At 45.7% G+C, this 18,558-nt stretch carries 28 protein-coding genes and 1 riboswitch; of the genes, 18 read left to right on the forward strand and 10 right to left on the reverse strand.

Translation table 11 applies throughout. The features are described from left to right. Positions 1-285 precede the first annotated feature (285 nt). From V8G47_RS05660 to add, 4 genes are all read left to right on the forward strand, one after another. The gene (locus tag V8G47_RS05660; RefSeq protein ID WP_336199241.1) at positions 286-1,275 is read left to right on the forward strand and encodes an NADPH:quinone reductase; all 990 of its coding nucleotides are present in this window, start codon (positions 286-288) and stop codon (positions 1,273-1,275) included. 275 nt (positions 1,276-1,550) lie between these two features. Continuing rightward, positions 1,551-1,841 (forward strand): nucleotidyltransferase family protein, encoded by a 291-nt coding sequence (locus V8G47_RS05665; RefSeq protein WP_336199242.1) that lies wholly within the window; start codon positions 1,551-1,553, stop codon positions 1,839-1,841. After that, positions 1,817-2,281 (forward strand): HI0074 family nucleotidyltransferase substrate-binding subunit, encoded by a 465-nt coding sequence (locus V8G47_RS05670; protein WP_336199243.1) that lies wholly within the window; start codon positions 1,817-1,819, stop codon positions 2,279-2,281. The genes V8G47_RS05665 and V8G47_RS05670 overlap by 25 nt, the downstream gene beginning before the upstream one ends. Positions 2,282-2,395: 114 nt before the next feature. Further along, a riboswitch (purine riboswitch) is annotated at positions 2,396-2,495 on the forward strand. A gap of 52 nt (positions 2,496-2,547) precedes the next feature. Continuing rightward, on the forward strand, positions 2,548-3,540 hold the full coding sequence (add, locus tag V8G47_RS05675) for an adenosine deaminase (protein WP_336199244.1): 993 nt from the start codon (positions 2,548-2,550) through the stop codon (positions 3,538-3,540). An 80-nt stretch (positions 3,541-3,620) separates the two neighbouring features. Here the strand turns inward: add and V8G47_RS05680 are convergent, their stop codons facing one another. Then, positions 3,621-3,803, reverse strand: coding sequence for a CsbD family protein (locus tag V8G47_RS05680; protein WP_336199245.1), 183 nt, complete (start codon positions 3,801-3,803; stop codon positions 3,621-3,623). Positions 3,804-4,070: 267 nt separating this feature from the next. On the opposite strand from V8G47_RS05680, the gene V8G47_RS05685 reads away from it, so the two are divergent. Together V8G47_RS05685 and V8G47_RS05690 are read left to right on the forward strand one after the other, a co-directional pair. Continuing rightward, complete coding sequence (locus V8G47_RS05685; RefSeq protein ID WP_336199246.1) at positions 4,071-4,412, forward strand: PadR family transcriptional regulator; 342 nt, start codon at positions 4,071-4,073, stop codon at positions 4,410-4,412. Then, positions 4,409-5,422 (forward strand): HAAS signaling domain-containing protein, encoded by a 1,014-nt coding sequence (locus tag V8G47_RS05690; RefSeq protein ID WP_336199247.1) that lies wholly within the window; start codon positions 4,409-4,411, stop codon positions 5,420-5,422. Before V8G47_RS05685 ends, V8G47_RS05690 begins: the two co-directional genes overlap by 4 nt. A 35-nt stretch (positions 5,423-5,457) precedes the next feature. Here the strand turns inward: V8G47_RS05690 and V8G47_RS05695 are convergent, their stop codons facing one another. Continuing rightward, positions 5,458-5,820: a VOC family protein gene (locus tag V8G47_RS05695; protein WP_336199248.1), complete on the reverse strand. Its 363-nt coding sequence runs from the start codon at positions 5,818-5,820 to the stop codon at positions 5,458-5,460. 207 nt (positions 5,821-6,027) lie between these two features. Between V8G47_RS05695 and V8G47_RS05700 the strand changes: the two genes are divergently transcribed. The 4 genes from V8G47_RS05700 (at position 6,028) to V8G47_RS05715 (ending at position 8,047) form a co-directional block, all read left to right on the forward strand. Continuing rightward, a complete protein-coding gene (locus tag V8G47_RS05700; RefSeq protein ID WP_336199249.1) occupies positions 6,028-6,432 on the forward strand; it encodes a DUF4181 domain-containing protein in 405 nt (134 codons plus the stop codon). Between the two features lie 71 nt (positions 6,433-6,503). Next, positions 6,504-6,914: a DUF4181 domain-containing protein gene (locus V8G47_RS05705; RefSeq protein ID WP_336199250.1), complete on the forward strand. Its 411-nt coding sequence runs from the start codon at positions 6,504-6,506 to the stop codon at positions 6,912-6,914. A 206-nt stretch (positions 6,915-7,120) separates the two neighbouring features. Continuing rightward, the gene (locus V8G47_RS05710; RefSeq protein WP_336199251.1) at positions 7,121-7,639 is read left to right on the forward strand and encodes an SRPBCC domain-containing protein; all 519 of its coding nucleotides are present in this window, start codon (positions 7,121-7,123) and stop codon (positions 7,637-7,639) included. Between the two features lie 27 nt (positions 7,640-7,666). Continuing rightward, positions 7,667-8,047: a VOC family protein gene (locus V8G47_RS05715; RefSeq protein ID WP_336199252.1), complete on the forward strand. Its 381-nt coding sequence runs from the start codon at positions 7,667-7,669 to the stop codon at positions 8,045-8,047. Positions 8,048-8,119: 72 nt separating this feature from the next. Here V8G47_RS05715 and V8G47_RS05720 read toward each other — a convergent pair whose 3' ends face one another. Then, on the reverse strand, positions 8,120-8,362 hold the full coding sequence (locus tag V8G47_RS05720) for a hypothetical protein (protein WP_336199253.1): 243 nt from the start codon (positions 8,360-8,362) through the stop codon (positions 8,120-8,122). Positions 8,363-8,447: 85 nt separating this feature from the next. Next, positions 8,448-9,071, reverse strand: coding sequence for an HNH endonuclease family protein (locus V8G47_RS05725; protein WP_336199254.1), 624 nt, complete (start codon positions 9,069-9,071; stop codon positions 8,448-8,450). Between the two features lie 338 nt (positions 9,072-9,409). On the opposite strand from V8G47_RS05725, the gene V8G47_RS05730 reads away from it, so the two are divergent. Together V8G47_RS05730 and V8G47_RS05735 are read left to right on the forward strand one after the other, a co-directional pair. Beyond that, positions 9,410-9,802 carry a hypothetical protein gene (locus V8G47_RS05730; RefSeq protein ID WP_336199255.1) on the forward strand — a complete coding sequence of 131 codons (393 nt, stop codon included), beginning with the start codon at positions 9,410-9,412 and terminating at the stop codon, positions 9,800-9,802. Positions 9,803-9,818: 16 nt separating this feature from the next. Then, on the forward strand, positions 9,819-10,325 hold the full coding sequence (locus V8G47_RS05735; RefSeq protein WP_336199256.1) for a GNAT family N-acetyltransferase: 507 nt from the start codon (positions 9,819-9,821) through the stop codon (positions 10,323-10,325). 19 nt (positions 10,326-10,344) lie between these two features. Here the strand turns inward: V8G47_RS05735 and V8G47_RS05740 are convergent, their stop codons facing one another. The 4 genes from V8G47_RS05740 to V8G47_RS05755 all read right to left on the reverse strand — a co-directional run bounded on the left by V8G47_RS05740 (position 10,345) and on the right by V8G47_RS05755 (position 13,622). Then, positions 10,345-10,731, reverse strand: a complete 387-nt coding sequence (locus tag V8G47_RS05740) for a YkvA family protein (RefSeq protein ID WP_336199257.1) — start codon at positions 10,729-10,731, stop codon at positions 10,345-10,347. 19 nt (positions 10,732-10,750) lie between these two features. Then, on the reverse strand, positions 10,751-11,101 hold the full coding sequence (locus V8G47_RS05745) for a potassium channel family protein (protein WP_336199258.1): 351 nt from the start codon (positions 11,099-11,101) through the stop codon (positions 10,751-10,753). A 140-nt stretch (positions 11,102-11,241) separates the two neighbouring features. Beyond that, positions 11,242-11,799 carry a DJ-1/PfpI family protein gene (locus V8G47_RS05750; protein ID WP_336199259.1) on the reverse strand — a complete coding sequence of 186 codons (558 nt, stop codon included), beginning with the start codon at positions 11,797-11,799 and terminating at the stop codon, positions 11,242-11,244. A gap of 170 nt (positions 11,800-11,969) precedes the next feature. Next, positions 11,970-13,622: an ABC transporter substrate-binding protein gene (locus tag V8G47_RS05755; RefSeq protein ID WP_336199260.1), complete on the reverse strand. Its 1,653-nt coding sequence runs from the start codon at positions 13,620-13,622 to the stop codon at positions 11,970-11,972. A gap of 99 nt (positions 13,623-13,721) precedes the next feature. On the opposite strand from V8G47_RS05755, the gene V8G47_RS05760 reads away from it, so the two are divergent. Together V8G47_RS05760 and V8G47_RS05765 are read left to right on the forward strand one after the other, a co-directional pair. Beyond that, positions 13,722-14,975 (forward strand): MDR family MFS transporter, encoded by a 1,254-nt coding sequence (locus tag V8G47_RS05760; protein ID WP_336199261.1) that lies wholly within the window; start codon positions 13,722-13,724, stop codon positions 14,973-14,975. Positions 14,976-15,063: 88 nt separating this feature from the next. Beyond that, the gene (locus tag V8G47_RS05765; protein WP_336199262.1) at positions 15,064-15,399 is read left to right on the forward strand and encodes an NIPSNAP family protein; all 336 of its coding nucleotides are present in this window, start codon (positions 15,064-15,066) and stop codon (positions 15,397-15,399) included. A gap of 40 nt (positions 15,400-15,439) precedes the next feature. Here the strand turns inward: V8G47_RS05765 and V8G47_RS05770 are convergent, their stop codons facing one another. After that, positions 15,440-15,910, reverse strand: coding sequence for a GNAT family N-acetyltransferase (locus V8G47_RS05770; protein ID WP_336199263.1), 471 nt, complete (start codon positions 15,908-15,910; stop codon positions 15,440-15,442). Between the two features lie 13 nt (positions 15,911-15,923). Next, a complete protein-coding gene (locus V8G47_RS05775) occupies positions 15,924-16,436 on the reverse strand; it encodes a hypothetical protein (RefSeq protein WP_336199264.1) in 513 nt (170 codons plus the stop codon). Positions 16,437-16,588: 152 nt separating this feature from the next. Between V8G47_RS05775 and V8G47_RS05780 the strand changes: the two genes are divergently transcribed. The 4 genes from V8G47_RS05780 to V8G47_RS05795 all read left to right on the forward strand — a co-directional run bounded on the left by V8G47_RS05780 (position 16,589) and on the right by V8G47_RS05795 (position 18,557). Beyond that, complete coding sequence (locus tag V8G47_RS05780) at positions 16,589-16,762, forward strand: hypothetical protein (RefSeq protein ID WP_336199265.1); 174 nt, start codon at positions 16,589-16,591, stop codon at positions 16,760-16,762. Between the two features lie 157 nt (positions 16,763-16,919). Continuing rightward, entirely contained in the window at positions 16,920-17,411 is a 492-nt protein-coding gene (locus tag V8G47_RS05785) for a GNAT family N-acetyltransferase (RefSeq protein WP_336199266.1), read from the forward strand. Continuing rightward, positions 17,401-17,955: a GrpB family protein gene (locus V8G47_RS05790; RefSeq protein ID WP_336199267.1), complete on the forward strand. Its 555-nt coding sequence runs from the start codon at positions 17,401-17,403 to the stop codon at positions 17,953-17,955. Before V8G47_RS05785 ends, V8G47_RS05790 begins: the two co-directional genes overlap by 11 nt. Then, entirely contained in the window at positions 17,952-18,557 is a 606-nt protein-coding gene (locus V8G47_RS05795) for a hypothetical protein (protein ID WP_336199268.1), read from the forward strand. The genes V8G47_RS05790 and V8G47_RS05795 overlap by 4 nt, the downstream gene beginning before the upstream one ends. The last annotated feature ends 1 nt before the right edge of the window (position 18,558 follow it).

Here is an 18,558-nt window from a genome sequence, read left to right on the forward strand (position 1 = left end):
AACTTTCTCGATAAATAGCTCCTCTGACCTTGGTTCGGCAGAAAAAGCAGGGTGAGAACCCTCCCCATGCTTCTCGCCCTTGTCTCAAACGCTAATTGATGAGAATCGGGGTGTTTGTGATGGGGGATGTAAAGGGAATTGTGAAACGTAGACACCGTTCTGGCACATAGTTTCACTAAAAAGGAAGCATGGGGACGGTTCTCCTGCTTCTCCCATGCTTCTAAAAAACCCCAACAATGGTGAAGCTAAAAGAACAATAAGCGGAAAAAAAGGAGGATGTTATGTATGAAAGCAGCGTGGTTCAATGAGTTTGGTTCAGCATCGGAGGTTCTTCAAGTAGGGGAGGTTGAGAAGCCGGTCCCGTCCCATGGGGAGGTCCTGATCCGCATGTACACGTCGGGTGTCAATCCTTCCGATACGAAGAAGCGTCTGGGGTCATTCCCGGATTTACTTGATCATGGTCCCGTCATTCCGAATAGTGACGGGGCGGGAATCATTGAAGCGGTGGGCGCGGGGGTTCCACATTCACGAATCGGCGAACGGGTCTGGGTGTACCAGGCCCAATACGGACGTCTCCATGGCACGGCTGCAGAGTATGTATCCATTGAAAGTAAGCGTGCCGTTCCTCTCCCGGAAAACACGAGTTTTGAAGAGGGAGCTTGTTTAGGGATTCCAGCCATGACCGCCCATCGAAGTGTGTTCGCCGACGGTCCCGTTGAAGGGCAATGGCTTTTGATCACAGGGGGTGCCGGCCGGGTTGGCCACTATGCGATTCAATGGGCCAAGCATGCGGGGGCAAAGGTGATTGCGACAGCGAGTAATGAGGAAGCACGGAGGCACTGTTTGGAAGCAGGAGCGGACTATGTAGTAGGCCATCGAAGTGACGAGATGGTTGAAGAAGTGCTTAAGATGACAGATGGAGTCAAAGTGGACCGGGTGATCGATGTTGAATTTGGTGCGAATCTGCCGAGGGTCCTGGAGCTGATCCGTATCGGGGGTGTGATTGCGACGTACTCGTCCACGGTTGTGACAGAACCCGTTTTGCCTTTTAGGGACATGATGTTTATGGACCTAACCCTTCGCATGATTATCGTCTACGCCATGCCGGAAAGTGCGAAGCAAGCGGCGATCGAGGATATTACAAAGGCACTCGAGAATAATCGACTGCAGCATCGGATTGCAGAAACGTATCCGTTGGATGACATTGCGACGGCGAATCAGCAGATAGAAGATGGCGGCTTTTATGGGTGTGTGGTGGTTGAGGTGGAAGCATAGGGACGGTTCTGTTGCTTCTCTTCTGACCTAAAAGGAAGCGGGAGGTCGTCTCCAAGCTTCAAAAAATGGGTAATGAGAATCGAAGAAGAACAAAGTTTAACTGTGGATGCCGTGAATCAAATACTCGTTTGAAAATGATTATTGATGACACCAGGATAGCAAGGGTGATGAACCACGGTTCCTACTCCCATATCTCATACGAACATATGCTATAATAAAGCAAAAAAGAAGGAAGGGTTCGTATGGGGTGTCCTGCTGATTTAAGGGAGCGAATATTGGAAGAATTGAAATGCATTCTGACTGAAGAACTCGCCAGTGAAAATGTACGTGTATATTTATTTGGATCCTGGGCGCGTCAGGAAGAAAAGCAGAGCTCGGACATCGACATCGCGATCGAATCCCGATCCCCGATATCTCCTTTTACATGGAATCAATTAATTGAGCAAATCGAGGAGTCTACCATTCCGTATAAAGTGGACGTTGTGGACATGCATCATGCTGACGTCACACTCGTCCAGCAAGTTAAAGCGGAGGGGATCTTATGGAAAGATTACGGAAACGACTAGAGTCTGCAAAGAAGGCACTGGTTTCTTTTGAACAGTTAGCGACCATCGAAATGCCTACTGATGTGGAAAGAGATGCAGCTATCCAACGGTTTGGATTTTCGTTTGAAGCAAGCTGGAAAGCGGCAAAGCAATATTTGTATGATATTGAAGGAGTGGATATCGGCTCTCCAAAGGGTGTCATACGTAGTTGCAGAGAAGTCCAATTGTTGGAGGACGACGAGACTGTTTTGGCATTAGAAATGGTAAATGATCAGAATTTGACCGTTCATACTTATAATGAAGAAGTAGCAATTAAAATTCACAGCAATTTGCACCGGTATTATGCCCTTCTTCAACGATGGGTTGAACGGATGGTTGAAAGGGCTGTGGAACAAGAACGATGCTTGACCACTTCTGGGGTAGGCACCGTTTTAAACGCTGGGAGATCAATTGGAAACTAGAGAGGAAGCGCAGGGACGGTTCTGCTGCTTCCAATTTAAGATGAAAAGGAAGCACGAGAACCGTCCCCACGCTTCCCTTGACTTTCCCCCCGAATTTTATTATCGTTATTAAAAACCAAATACGATTTTTACATTCGTATAACTCCAATAATATGGTTTGGAGGTCTCTACCAGGAACCAGAAAATCCTGATTACGAAGAAGATACCGTTCGGTGTATTTTCTTCGTAATCAGGATTTTTTTATAGAAAAATTGAGGAGGTCCAACATGAACTATTCGACAATGCCAAAGATTGAACTGCACTGCCATCTGGATGGGAGTGTGAGACCCGAGACGATCATTGATTTAGCAAAGAAAGACGGCATCGATATCCCTTCATTTGACAGGGAAGGGATGAGAGGGGAACTCATTGCCCCGTTGGATTGCGAATCATTGGATGAATACTTGAAGAAATTCTCGATCCCTAATGATGTGATGCAGTCGAGAGAAAATTTAAAGAGAATCACCTTTGAACTTTATGAAGATGCGGCGGGGGAGAACGTGAAATACATGGAGGTCCGGTTCGCCCCGTTGCTCCATACACGGGAGGGATTATCGGTAGAAGAGATCATTGAAAGTGTGATCGAAGGTATGAAAGAGGCGGAAGAACAATTTGATATTAAAGGGAATATCATTCTGTGCTGTATGAGGACGATGTCTCCGGAAAGTGCCTTTGAAGTCGTGGAAAAAGGGAAGAGCTTCCTTGGAAAAGGAGTCGTAGCAATTGATTTATGTGCGTCTGAAAAGGAAGGATTCTGCGGGGAATTCATTGAACCGGTCGCATTGGCGAGAGAATATGGCTACAGAGTTACGATTCACGCCGGCGAAACTGGGATCGGAAGAAATGTTCTTGAGGCGGTTGAATGGCTCGGGGCCGAACGAATCGGACACGGTGTTTACATAACCGACTGTCCTGAAGCGTATCAGGTTGTAAAAGAGAAAGGAATCGTCCTTGAAATCTGCCCGACGAGTAATGTTCAAACAAAAGCTGTGGAGAATTTCCGCGATCACCCACTTTACGATTTTCACCGGGACGGAATCAAGATCACCATCAATACCGACAACAGAACCGTATCGGATACGACAATGACGAAGGAATGTAAGCTGGTCTGGGGTGAATTTGCCATGAATGAAGAGGATTATCGGGCTATTTACATGAACAGTGTGGAAGCTGCTTTTGCGAGTGATGAGGTGAAGGATGGGTTGAGGAGGTATTTGTAGGGGAGCATGGGGACGGTTCTGCTGCTTCGTTTTGACGTGAAAGGAAGCACGAGAACCGTCCCCGTGCTTCCTGATGGTAATTACCAACTTTTTTTAATAGATTCCTTCACATCTCCAACTTTTTCTTGAATCTTCCCTTTATCCTTGTCGCGTTCGCCTTCCGCAATCTTAGAGTCGTCGTTTGTCAGTTTGCCTAAGCCTTTCTTTAGATCTCCTTTTACCTGCTTTTGCTTTCCACTTGCTTGATCATGATTTTCTCTCATATTTTACTACCTCTTTTCTATAATTTAATATCTTTTTATTCATTAGCCATTTCGTATAGAAATAAAACAAAAAGGGAGACGGGAAATAGTGGGAATTTGTAAATGAGGGTCTTGCTGCTTCTTTTCTAACCGAAAAGGAAGCACGAGAACCGTCCCCATGCTTCTTGAAAAAAATGCCTTTCTTTTCTGCACGTCCATAGTGTATGATACATAGTATAAAGCGTATAGTGTACGACACACAGTATTTTTAGTTAAAGAGGTGAACGTATGGATAAGTCACTGCTGACATCGTTGACGACGGAATTGCGGAGGGGGACATTGACCCTGGCCGTATTGAGTCAATTGCGGACACCGCAGTATGGATATTCACTCGTCCAATTATTGGAGAAAAGCGGAATTTCGATGGAGCAGAGTACACTGTATCCACTGCTGCGCCGGTTGGAGAAACAGGAATTGGTCACAAGTAGCTGGGACCGGACGGAAAGCAGGCCGAGGAGGTATTATGTGCTGAGTGAATACGGCACTGAGATTCTCGGGCAATTAAAAGCCGAATGGGAAAAGATGTCTGGGGAATTGGCCATTTTATTAAAGGGGGACGAAGAAGGATGAAGCTTGTTGAACTCTATATTCAAGAAGTGATGAGAAGGCTGCCGGAGAAGAACCGGGAAGATATTGCCCTTGAATTGAAATCCACGATTGAAGACATGCTGCCGGAGGAGTACACAGAAGAGGATGTGAGAGAGGTCCTGACTTCACTCGGAAATCCAGCCGTACTGGCTTCGAATTATCAAGACAGACCGATGCATCTGATCGGGCCGAGATATTATGATCTGTATATGACGCTCTTGAAGATCATTCTCCCTATTTCTGTAGGGATCACGTTCATCGTATTGGCCGTTACATCTGTTTTAAGCTATTCAGGGGAATCAAATCCCATCGAGGTACTCTTGTCTATTGCAGGAAACGGGGTTGTAGAGGCCATTGGAACAGGAATGCAGGTCTTCTTCTGGCTGACCCTCGTCTTTGCCATCCTCGAGCGGACCGTTTCCTCTGACAGTCAGCTTCCCATCACCATGAAAGGAAAAGAATGGACGCCTGATGACTTGAAAGACGTCACGTATATCCCAAAAGAAAAACGAATTTCCAAGTTTGAGATTTTAGGAGGGCTGGTTTGGACGATCATCTGGTCAACCTGTTACTTTAAAGCCTCAAGTATCGTCGGATTGTATGAAAAGACTGACAGTGGAAGAATGTTCACTCCTTTTTTTAACGGTGATGTGCTCATTAAATATTGGCCGCTGGTCGTGTTCCTGATCGCCTTGGAACTTCACCTGCTTCTTAAAAAATGGAAAGCGGGGGTCTGGACCAGGAAGCTTGCCATCGTGAATGCAGTCTATCAATTCATTCCCGTTCTAGCCTTTATGTTCATGTTCCGAAATATGGAATTGATCAATGAAGGATTCACAGATCGAATCCAAGAACTGTTCAACGGCTCCTTCAACTTCCAATGGCTCTACCTGACAATATCCGTTGGGCTACTACTCGCCGCGGTGATCAACAGCTATGACGGATTTAAAAAAGCCTGGAAGCATGGGGACGGTTCTGCTGCTTCCATTTGATTTGAAAAAGAAGCACGAGAACCGTCCCCGTGCTTCTAAACTGCTTGAATCATTTCCACCCGATTTCCAAATGGGTCCCTGAATTCAAAACGGTCGAATCCGGGTATTGGTATTCCTTCAAGGATTTGAATGTTATTTTTCTCTAACGCATTTCTCCAAGTTGAGATGTCATCGACCTGGTAAGCTAAGTGCGCTTTCGTTTTGGAACGGTCGACCCCATCTTCCGTGCCGACGTGAACATCTCTGTCTCCGACTTTTAACCAAAACCCTCCCCGACCTTTTAGTGAGTCGGGTTTTTCAATTTCAGGTAAGCCGAGAAGCCCGCAGTAGAAGTCTTTCCCTTCTTTTTCAGAGCCTTTTGGAATCGTGATCTGGACGTGGTGTAGACCTAGTATCATCGTATCTCCCCCTAATGTGAGTGGACCTCAATGTGAATAATATAATCTTAATTCCATCCTATCTTTTCCATTTTGATAAGTAAATGACGATTAGTTTATTGTATATGATAAGGTTTACTTATAATGGATATATAAGTAAATAAAGAAGGGAGTTCATGAAACCGTCATGATTTGAAAATCGTCAAATAAATGAACAGGGGGTGCCCAATGTTTTGGTTGAGGTTTGTCTTCATTGCGATGGTCGTGTTTGCCCTTATCTCACTTGTTAAATTCATTTTACGAAAAACATTAAAGATCGAGAAAGTAAAGAAGGAGTTCTTTTCTTATAATCATATTAATGAGTTGCATCGTAAAGTGGACAAATGGGTGGGGCGTTTGACCGGAATCATCTTTGTTATCATCATTTTGGTTCAGGTTAACAATGAGGACTTTAATTATTTGTTGATAATGGGAATGATTTTTACCTCCATGCTGGACTATGGTGTGAAAGCATTCTTTGAGTATAGATATAGTGAAGTACCGAAGCAGGCGATCTTAACGGTAACAGAATTGTTTCTGGTGATGACAGCTGTAGTGGTTGTGTTGCAGTTGGGGTTGCTGGGTTCTTTTTAAGAAGCTGAGGAACTTCCTTTTCTACAGTAAAAATACTTTCTAAATAATTTTCTCAAGAAAGGAGGAGGAGGATGGGGCTCTTCTTTTTTAAAATCATTCTCATCATGATGATCTATCTTTTGCTGATGTACACATTCCACCGAGGGATAAGCAGCTGGCTCGGTGTGAGCAAACGGAAAATATTTTCCCATGATATTATCAATGAACACCATGAAAAAGCGGATAGGGTACATAGACGAATCATGATGGTCGCCGTGTTCGCATGTGTCATGATTGATGTCATTTTTGATTTTAAGCCCTGGTATCAGAATCCTTACTCTTACATGATGCTCCTTCTCATCAGCGGTTCATTCTTGAAAGCCTACATGGAATGGAAGTATGTTGAGAATAAACGTGAATGTACCTATACAGTATTGGAAACGAGTTTCGGTTATGGTCTATTAATCTTGTTATTATCAGTGGGAATTGAATTGGTTTTCTAAACAAATGCATGGGCAAAAGCATGGGGACGGTTCTGCTGCTTCTTTTTTAACCGAAAAGGAAGCACGAGAACCGTCCCTTTGCTTCCCAGAAGGAATTAAAGTTTTTCTGAAGAATACTACAAAGAGTTACTTTTTTTTTTTGCAGAAAGGTCATCACGTCATCACATACGTATTTCAACTCATATAGAACCTGAGGAGGAAACGACATGTCCAATAGCAATCAAATGCTTTCAAGAGTGGAGGATGACCGGGTGCTTGTGCTGGAGAGGATCTTCGATGCACCCCGCGACCTGGTATTCAGCATGTTCAAAGAACCCGAGCATCTTCAAAATTGGTGGGGACCGAGAGGCTGGGTGCTTCCTGTGTGCCATGTGGATTTCCGGCCTGGCGGTGTCTGGCACTACTGCATGAAGTGCGCGGACCGGGGCCAGGGAGCATTTTACGGGATGGAATCATGGGGGAAAGGGATGTATAAAGAAATCATCGAACCGGAGAAAATCGTCTATGTCGATGTGTTCTCGGATGCGGGAGGCAATACGAACGAAGACATGCCGGCAACGGAAGTGACGTTGCAATTCATTGAAAAAGACGGTAAGACGAAGCTGATCAATCGCTCTGTATACTCTTCGGCAGAAGCCCTCAAGACCGTCCTGGATATGGGAATGGAACAAGGAATCACGGAAACGTGGGATCGTTTGGAAGAAGCTCTGCAAAAGATGAATTAATACATGATGTTGAGGAGTGGAGAATTTATGATCACGAAAGTCGGTCAAATCATGTTATACGTCAATAACCAAGATGAGGCAGTCCAATTTTGGACAGAAACTGTTGGATTTACAGTGAAGGCTGAGGAAGATAACGGTCAAGGGATGCGATGGATTGAAGTGGCTCCGACTAAGGATGCCGAAACTAGCATCATCCTTCACAACAAAGAATTCGTGGCCAAAATGTCACCCGGTTTAAATCTGGGTACTCCTTCTTTAATGTTTTTCACCGATCGATTTGAGGAGCTATATACCGGTTTATCCAATAAAAAGGTCAAAGTAGGGGAAATCGTCGACATGCCCGGGGGCAGAGTATTTAACTTTGCCGATCATGAAGAAAATTATTTTGCGGTGATGGAGAGGAAGTAGAAGCATGGGGACGGTTCTGTTGCTTCGTCTTAATGGAAAAGGAAGCATGGGAACCGTCCCCGTGCTTCTTTATTAAGGTCGCGCCAACACAGCTGCAAGCATCTTATGCACAACCTCATGATCCCGCACATCATGCAAGTGATACTCCTCACCAGGCAGCGAATACCATTCCTCAGCCCCAACGTAGGTGATAGCTAGTTTTAGCTCACCATCTTCATCACATGTCGTCACCAGCTCAAGTTCTCCACTGATGACGCCTACTTCAGACGTCATGACCCCGTGTGTTGCCGTGAAAACCGTTGATTTCTTTTCCATATGTATTCCTCCATTTCCATGTTTGGATATGATCAATGTTGAATGAAAAGGGAGCACGAGAACCGTCCCCGTGCTTCCCTCTAAATCAGTAAATACAGCTGTTTAGCATACCTTGGAGGGCGGTTTTTTCTGAAGACTGCAGGCTTAAGCCCCATTTGTATTTCGTGCTGATCCACCACTTTGAATAACCACAGGCTGCGCCGGAACGAGGTGGCTGCCAAGTGGATGGATCCTGGTCTCCTTTGGAGCGGTTGGAGCTTGCGCTGACGGCGATCAGCTGGGGACCGCTCAGGTCATTGGCGAAGTCTTCGCGCTTAGCTGTTGACCAGCTGCTTGCTCCGGAGCGCCATGCTTCCGCTAGAGGGACAACGTGATCGATGTCAAGGTCGGACGGATCAGTGAATGTGACTCCGTCGTAATAACTGTACCATGAACCAGATGTCACGGGGCAGCTGCCACTGTAACTGTCAGCGTCACGTTGCAAGACGAGCTGTCGTGTGTCACATCCGTTCCCCTGGCCAATCCAATGGGGAAACTTATCACGGGAATATCCGGTCATAGAGCCTTCCGTTTTCACAGTCAACGCGTTCAACTGAGATTGGGCCGTGGACTTGGACGGTGTGCCGGGTGGGAATGCCAGTGCAGACGGCAGGAATAAAGCGAACGAGAGAAGAAGGACAACAACAAACAACAACGATTTTTTTAACATGGGAATGCCTCCTGTATGTATTTTTTTATATCAACATGTCATTCTTAAGGGAACGGCATGTTAATAGTAAAACAACGTAGTCAGGCAGTGAGAAAGGATTCTTATTGAGGATTTGGCATCAGTTGTGTTCGCTTCTACTTAAAATGATAGGGGATATAATAAGCTTCTAACAAGTAAATATTTTGTAAATCAGGGTCTTTTTAGAAAGATGAATCTTTATGCCTGTACCTTCAGAATCATATGTTCATCAGGACTGAGAGCTTTGCGTGATGTAATGCCTATATGGAGAAATAAGTGGATATGACAGGATGAATTTAAAATAAGTGGAGGGGAGAGCAATGAAAAGAATTATACTCACTGTCATTTTCGTCATTCTATTTGGGTGGATAAGCTATACCATGTTATACAACGGCTTTTCTGGAGTGAAGAACATGTCGATCCAAACATACAATGGATCGTTTGAGGACATTGAGCCGGTTACCAATCCAAAGATCATCACCACTGTCACAGGAATCCTCAATAGGGCGAACAAAATCACCCATACGCAATACAAGATTGCCGTAGAGCCTACATACAAAATTAAACTCGTTTATAAAGACACTAAAGAAGTACTATATGTTCACGAAGGATTCGATACCAATGAAACGTTGATTTCGAGTGACAGCCGTGATCATTATTTCAAGATCAATCAGAACCAAACGGATTCGATCGTTCAGCTTTTATCAAAGTGAAAATGGAGGATGGGTCATGATACATATTCAAAAGGCTAACCGGAGCCATGTAAATGGCATTAAAAAAGTCTGTTCAGAGGGGTATTGGGCAACGTATAAAGAGATTTATGCAAAAGAATATATTGAAAGAGTGATAGAAGAGTTTTATAACGAAGAGCGGATACTGAAAGAAGTGACCACATCAGACCGGGAGTGGGGAGGTTACTTTGTCGCAACCGAAAATGATAGAGTCATTGGAGCTGGTGGAGGAGGGATGATTAATGAGACTGAGGCAGAACTGTATGTCTTATACTTGGATCCAACCAGGCGAAATGAAGGAATCGGGACTCGTTTGCTGGATGCGATCACCCAGAAGCAGAAAGAAGAATTCCATGCCATTAAGCAATGGGTCTCCGTGCAAAAAGGGAACGAGAAAGGAATTCCTTTTTACGAAGCGAGAGGGTTTGTATATGAAAGCGAACAGCCTGTTTATGGAAATGAAGAGGGGGATTATCGGTCATTGAGGTATTGCCGTGTCATTTGAGGAAGCACGAGAACCGTCCCTATGCTTCCCCAAACAGCAGCTTCCCTATCCATACAGCCAATAGAATCCAAATGATGATAAAAACAGCTCCGACAAACCAGTTTTTAGGTTTGTCGCTCTTTCCCATTTGTCTTGCCTGTTCCCGTTTCTCCTCGAGCACTTCGGAGGGGATCAATTTCAGGGTGACGATGATTCCGATGGGAACCAGAATCAGATCGTCAAGATACCCGATGATTGGAATGAAATCAGGGATCAAATCGATGGGACTGAACGCATAGGCAACTACACACATGGCCAAAATTTTTGCATACAGAGGGGTTCTTGGATCTTTATAAGATAGATAAAGCACGACAAGATCCTGCTTTACGGTTTTGGCGTAGTTCTTTAGTTTCGATAACGTATTCATAGGAGACCTCCCAGGAATGCTACTCCCTTTCAGCATTCCTTTTCAACTTTTCCGGTTTCTGAATCATCGCATACGCCACATATCCGATCATGCCAATGAATACCCCGTTCCCGCCAAAGATATAAATCATGGTGAATATTTTTCCGAATGTGGTTTGAGGCTCAAAGGTCGGATGCCCAATGGTGCTCAAGGTCACCACGCAAAAATACAGTGCGTCGATCACGGACAGTCCCTCCTGTTTCACATAGAAGGTCGTGCCTGAGAACAACAGGACCAGCACCAATGTAAAAAGAACCTGAAAGTTTTTTAATTTAAAGGCCTGCCATAAGGCTTTGAGCAGCCGTTTTAGTGTGAGAAAGAATGAAATCATGGTTGTCGTGTGCTCCTCTGTCAAATTGAGATGTTGATAGCATAACAGATGGAGAGGGAGGTTGAGAAGAGCTTCTTGGAGGGGATGGGGAGACACTGAAAAAAAAGCCACGGCATATCTATCACCATGGCCATCACTTTCTATCCCCTAAGAAGATTTTTAAAAAATAACATGGTTTCCAATTCATCTTCCCGATCGTTAAAGAGGTTTAACTGCTTTCCTACCTCAACCGCAAATTCAACATAGGCGCTGCCTTCTGCCGTGATGAGGTTTTCACATACCGTTGTATCTGCCTTGCTTTGATACACAGGATCAAAACAGGAAGGGAATTCAGTAATATCAATGGAAGTAGAATACAGTCTGTTTCTCAACACAGAGCTCTTCCCTAGTAAGGTGGAAGCCCCACAAATGGCAGCGATCCACTTGTTTTCCTGATCGAATTCTCGGATTAGATTCAGTAACGCCTCTTCCTCTAAAAGTGGCTCAGGGTCTCCACCGGGGATGACCAATATGTCATAATCGCTCACTCGGCACTCATTCAGGGTCCGATCGACTCTGATTCTGAATTTCCCACTATGGGTCACTTCCTCTTGGAGGGCCGCCGTTTCGATTTCTACATTGGTTACACTGAAGATGTAAGATAATGGACTGATTTCCCAATCCACATAGTGATCATACAACAAGAACAAAGCTTTCATAGACTCAAAACCCTTCATTAAAAGATTTTCTGCAAAAAAACATCCTATGTTTATATTATCAGAAGTGATTATTGATTTGGGATTATTTAACTATTCTGTGTCGTGTTCGTTCTGTAACTTCCATACAGACCATGAAAAGGAAGCACAAGAACCGTCCCCGCGCTTCCTCCCTAAATCTCCGGCCGCACCCACAATTTTGCAAAGTCCACATACCCAAAATGCTTGATTTCGATATTCATAATGTCCGTTGAAAAAGGGATGTAGCGTTTCTCATAATAAAGCGGGATCATGATTGATTCCTTCATCAGCAAGCTTTCCAGGTTCATATTCAACGACGTCCAGTCCTCAAATGGCGTATGCCGATATTCGTCCAGAAGCTGATTCCACATGCCTTTCTTTTCAAAAAGTCCATTGAGAGGGGAATATCGGTTTTTCAAAAAATGATAAAACGAAAAGTCCTGGTTTGATTCAAAGATCTCCCCGTGTATGAAAAGATCCACATGCAGAGTCTCCGGCTGCCTCGTCAGGGTGTCGGCGAAGGAAAACCACTGCACGTCAACGGGTATTCCTTCTTTCTCAAGAATCTCCACAAGCCACTCGGTTGTTTTCGCTGTATGGTTTGCAGAACGGATCACGAGTGGTTCCGTGAACAGGGGACGGTCCACTTCCGGGATCGTCATGTTTTGATCCTGGCCAACGAGAATGCTTTTCCCGTTCGGTGTCATGCGGGGATCAAGGTCGCGAAGGGTGTGGCGGTTCTTCGCAATCACCCAGTGGAGGTAATCCCGCACTTCTTTTCTCTGAATCTGGGAGTCTCGTCCGGGGACGGCATTCATGACGACAATCCCGAATCCTGAGTCGCTTTCGACTTCAACGGAAGAGGACTGGCTTTTTTCTAGATGAGAGTGATAGATTCCCTTGAAGTCTTTCGGCACCTGGACAAATTCGACGGTATCCAGAAGCGGCCTTTCCTGGAAGTGCTCTTTAAAAGCAGCGAGCGTCGTCTTGGAATCGGTGTTTTCCTCAAGGGAGAAGCACCCTGTCCCGAAGGTCCGTCCCTTGGATTCTTTGTAGATGCTCGCGCACATCATGCTGAGCATGGGGAGGATGTAGGGGCAGCCTCCCGGGTGGTGGATGTCGATGATGAGGGGCGCTTTTGCCTGGATCATGTCAACGGGTGACCATAGTTCCCGGTAGTGGGGGCAGGTCCTGAGCTGTTCGAGACAATGGACGACATCCTTTGCCGTCAGGATGGAGCCGTCGTGGAACCGGACATCCTTTTTTAGATAGAGTCGAAGTTTACCAGTGGACACATCCCAGCTGTGTGCGAGTTCCGGCAGGATGTCCCCTTTTTCTGTGATGGAAATGAGGCGGTTGAAGACGTTCGCCACGAGATGGGCGCTCATGACGTCTGCTGCCTCCAACGGGTGGCTCGAGAAAAAGGGATAGCGCTTCGGCACGATCAGCTTATCCTTGGACTCCTTCACGAAACCGAGCTTACTGTGAAAGGTATTCATCAGCCTCATCTTGCTGTCGGTGGACCAGTTGTACATGAGATACTTGCTGCTCTGTTCGATCGGTTCCTCTTCCATGAGCTTCACGACTTCTTCTTCGAAGGCGTCCTCGACATGCTTTTTCCACTTCAAAGTGGAAACATTGCCCCGTCCGCGTCCCGGAGTGAAAGCGATCCAGCCTTCTTCATCCCATTTTTTCAAATAGCGGGAGGTCTGTTTATGGCTCAAATGCAGTGTTTCAGAGATTTCTTCCACGCGGATGCTGCCTGAGGGGTAATACCTCCAAAGGGTGAGTAATTTGTTCTCCATATGCTTTTCCTCCTAAAAGGGGACATGAATTTGAAAAGTGTCTATTTTTAAAAAGTTCCGTCTAGTTTACTATACAGTAAATAGAGGAGGGGGAACAACATGAAGTGGAAGGAATTACCTCAAAATATTAAAGTGCGTATGATCACGTCATTCTTCAATCGTGCCGTTTCATCTGCCGTCATGCCGTTCATGGCGCTGTTCTTTGCGCAGGAACTGAATAAAATCTGGGCAGGGATTTTTCTGATCGGGACCGTGGTGATCGGATTTTGTGTCAATCTCGTCGGGGGATATATATCGGACCGCTTTCCCCGGAAAAAGGTTCTACTGACGACGTCCTGGCTGAACGCTCTGTTCTTTTTCATCATGACGGTCAGTCTTTTTCCGGAAGAGAACTTGATCCTGCTGTTCGCAGGTGCGTATATCGGGTTCATCATTACAAGCAGCCTGGGACGGCCGGCGATGCATGCGATCATCATCGACTCGACGACACCGGAGAACCGGAAAGCTGTCTACGCCCTGGATTACTGGCTCGTTAACTTGTCCATGGCAATCGGGGCCGCCCTCGGGGGACTCTTGTATTTGAACCATCAAACGGAATTATTCATGATGCTGACCTTCACGTCGACGACGATTCCGATTGCATATGGGATCTGGCTGCAGGACAATTTTAAAGATCAGCTTCAGAAAAAACATGAAAATGTGTTCGTCGATCTCGTCAACAATTACCGGATTGCCTTCAGAGATTCCGCCTTCGTGAAAGTGGTGGCAGGGTCCACCTTCATCTTCGCAGCGGAATTTTCCCTGAACAGCTATATCGGAATCCGCCTGGCGGAAACGTTCAAGGCGGTGAACATCGGGAGCTTTGAAATCGTCGGGGTGAGGATGCTTAGTATCCTGAACATCGAGAACATGCTGCTGGTTGTCTGTCTGACGTTCATCATCAATCGTTATACAGATCGCCTGAATAAAAAGAACGCTCTCTTGATCGGGCTGCTCCTGTACGGCATCGGCTATGTGACCGTCACATCCGCCAACACATGGTACGTCCTGATCGCTTTCAATCTGATCGCCACCATGGGAGAACTGATCTACTCGCCGATCCGCAACGCAGAGCAGGCGAACATGATCCCGAGCGACAAGCGTGGTTCTTACTCCGCTTTCTCAAATCTGTCCTTCAGCGGAGCGGACCTTGTAGCACGATCCACCATCATCATCGGAGCCTTCCTGATGCCGACAATGATGAGTGTCTATATCGGTTTCATCGTCATGCTCGGTACTGTTCTCGTTTACACGGGACTATTTGGCGGAAGTTGGGTGAAAGCGAAGGTATTGGGTGTGAGTGGAGGGAAGTAAGAGGGACGGACCTCTAAATAGTAAAATCCTTTCATGCAAATGGTCGTTTGGAAGGTCCGTCCCTCAACAAAGGAAAGGAGGAATCATGATGATTTACAGAAGAAAGATGTACCGTGTGTCCCCACGGATAATCGACGATTTTAATGTGCATTTTAATCGAACGCTGTTACCGACCCAGCTGAAATATGGATCCAGGTTGGTGGGGAGATGGATGAAGGAAGAGACCGATGGGGAAGTGGAAGTGTTTGCGATATGGGAATATGACAGTTTTGAAGACTATGAGAGGATTGAAGCCCTTGTGAGGGGCGACGAGGTACATGTGAAGCGGGTGCAGGATTGGTACGGAAAATGGGGTGGGAGAGAGAACCTGAAAGAGCATTTTTATCTGATCGATCAGGATTTTATCGATTCCACTGTTACGTGATGGAAATGGGGGTCAGACCTTTGAGGCTGACCCCTTTTGTCTAAAAATTCTTTTCCATAATAGTAAATGGATAGTTTTCACCCCGTATTTCATTTTCGAATGATCCCCGTTTCCGGAACCCTTCTTTCTCATACGTCCGGATCGCCCGCTCATTGAAATCCGCGACGGCCAATTCCAAATGGTTGAACTTCAGCCGTTCACGTCCCTGTTCGATAATCGCTTGAACAAAGGCCTGACCGTGTCCCTTTCCTGTCATGGAAGGATTCATCTGAACCCCGAGGACCAGGATGTTTTCCCCGTCTTCTTCCACATCATAAAACTCACAATTTCCTACAAGGTTTTCGTTCTCATCTACGACGGAAAAGGCTCTTTCCAAATGGACGCTCTCTTTCAATCCTTGGATTTTTTCTACTTGGCTATCATTATCGTAAAACGAATAGATGCCCTCATACGTCCACGTTATAAATTCGTTGATATCTTCCTGTGTCCGTCTTCTTATGGTCAGTTCCATGCTCATTTCCCCCTTAGGAATCCGGCTTTTTCAGCCATGCTTTCACTTTTTTGTCCATCTCTTTTTCGAGTCCCCCGATATTCCCGCTGTCCCTCTGTGCGGATTTGACGTATTTCGCCGGGAACATTTTTTCCAGGGAGGACTGGTACATACTGCCGTCTTGTGGTTCTATGTAGTCGATGACCGAATAGGTGTCGCCATCTTGTTTTAAGCGGATCATGGCAGGCAGTGAATGCCCGGATTGGCTTTCGGTTCCCGTCGCTTGATTGAATCCCCCATAATACGACCACATGTAGACACTCAGGACCCCATCCTTTTCGCTCGTCCCATAGACGTTATGGACTTCAAATTGCTTTTCAGTGCCGTAGTAGGAGGTGGCGTACTTTTGGACAATATAATGAGAAATTACGTCATCGATCTGCTTGGTCATCTGTTTATCGCCATCGGTTAGATTCAGGTCTTTGTCGTTGCAGGCTGCCAGTAAAAATGCGATCATCACTAAAATGAAGAATCGTAACTTTGTCAAAATCCTCATTTCTCCTTAATAAAAAAGTTATTTTAATAGAGGAAGCGGTTTCAATTCTCATTCATTTTATCATATAATTTCTATTCTTTTCCTTTTTTTACAATTAAATCTGTGTTATCTTCAAGTATAGTGATAGAAAAGGAGATATGTCTATGTCCACTGGAATCATTGCCTTACTTACGACGTTGATCTGGCTTGTCGCCATTCACGAGTTTCAAAAGCCTGAACGAAAACAGAATAATCGAATCATCATCATTTCTACCGCAGCAGGCTCCTTGCTCACACTGGTTTTGACGATTTCGCTTTTTGAGAGTCTTTCTTTTTAAAATAGGGAACTTTATTTGAATAAATGACAGAGGTTCCATTGGGGATGTCTGTTTTTTTGTTGGTGAGTGGGTTTCATATCATTACCGTTAAAAATGGTTTCAAAAATGGAAGCATGAGAACCGTCCCCTCGCTTCCACGAAAAAGGGGAGAGAACGAATGAACATCGTTTCACTGGAAGAATTACCGCAAGAGAAGATCACCGATTTTTTTCACCACCACTGGGGAAGTCCGAAGATGGTTATTTCAAGCGGGGTTTATGATTGTGCTTCTTTAGCTGGCTTTGCCGTTTTGAATAAAGATAACCGAATCACGGGTTTGATTACATATGTGATTAAAGACGCCGAATGCGAGATTATTTCACTTGATAGTTTGGAAGAAAAGAAGGGGATTGGCACCTTGCTTATGAAAGCAGTGGAAAAGGTGGCTGCCGACAACGGGTATAGGCGCATCACACTGATTACGACGAATGACAATCTGCTGGCACTGAAATTTTACCAAAAGAGGGGCTTCAGGATATCGACGATCCACCGGGATGCCGTGGAAAAAGCAAGACGGATCAAGCCTGAGATTCCGTTGATCGGGAATGACGGGATACCAATCAGGGATGAGATTGAATTGGAGAAGGGTGTGACAGGTGATGGAAAATAGTCATTGGCCAAAATGGGCTGTGGAATCAATAGAGGTCGTACCTCCGAAGCCGGAATGGATCGAGGCGGGAAAAGCGGAAGTAAGGGGACTGTTACAACGTTTGAGTTCATTTGGTGTCAAGGAAGTCGAGCACGTGGGAAGTACGTCGATCCGTGACCTTCCGGCGAAACCGATTATTGATGTGATGGCGTTGATTCCATCTTTTGATGAAGTGGAAGAGGTCGCGGGAAAGCTTGCGGAGGATGATTGGAATTTTGTACCAGTGGAGCTTGATAACCGGCCGTGGAGAAGGTTCTTTATAAAGGTTGAACATGATAAGCGTGTCGCCCATCTGCATCTCATGTTGAAAGGCGAACCGCGATGGGAACAGCAGCGGCTATTCAGGGACCGGTTGAACGGAGATCCTTCTTTAAAGGAAGAATACGCAGAACTGAAAAAAAGTCTGGCAAACCAATTTCCGGACGACAGGGAAGCGTATTCGGAAGGGAAAGCAAATTTTATAGAAAGAGTATTGGATGGCTCGGAAATGGGGGAAGAAAAATGAAGAAACGAATACTGATGATCATGATACTTTCCATAGGATTCCTTTTGATGGCATGCAGCGGTGGAAAGCAGCAGGTGGTGGAAGAGGCACAGCCGGAAAAGGAAAGCGAAGACGCAGCAGCCGAAACGGATGAAGAAATCGATTCGGTGGATTTAGGAGAAGCAACTGCTCAAGGTCAAGATTCAGATCAAGAGGAATCGGACGCCACGAAGGATCCACTTGCTACATATCCTTCAGAAAAAATCGAATACGCCCGCGTTTGGCTGCAGGTGATCGGGAATGGAGACGTAGAAGAACTGAACGTCCGACGTATTTCAGCGGGCGAGCAGCTGAATCCCTATGATGACAAGAGCGTCGCCTATCCGGAAGACGTCATCGTGTTAACCGGCAAAGCGATGGCAGACGGAACCGTCACCTATAGCGGCAACGGCGACGGTACGATCAATGTGTACGATGTTCCATCGCACTGGCCGAGCAGTGAACAGATCGAGGAGTCGATGGAAGAGTATACGAAGAAGATTGTGGAAGACACGGAGAAGGTGTCGGTTGATGCGGGGGATGAGGAAGAGGTTGTTGGGTTGATTGGGAAGATTAGTGGATAGG

Origin of the sequence: Rossellomorea sp. LJF3 (genome assembly GCF_037046045.1) — a bacterium.
Lineage (GTDB): Bacteria > Bacillota > Bacilli > Bacillales > Bacillaceae_B > Rossellomorea.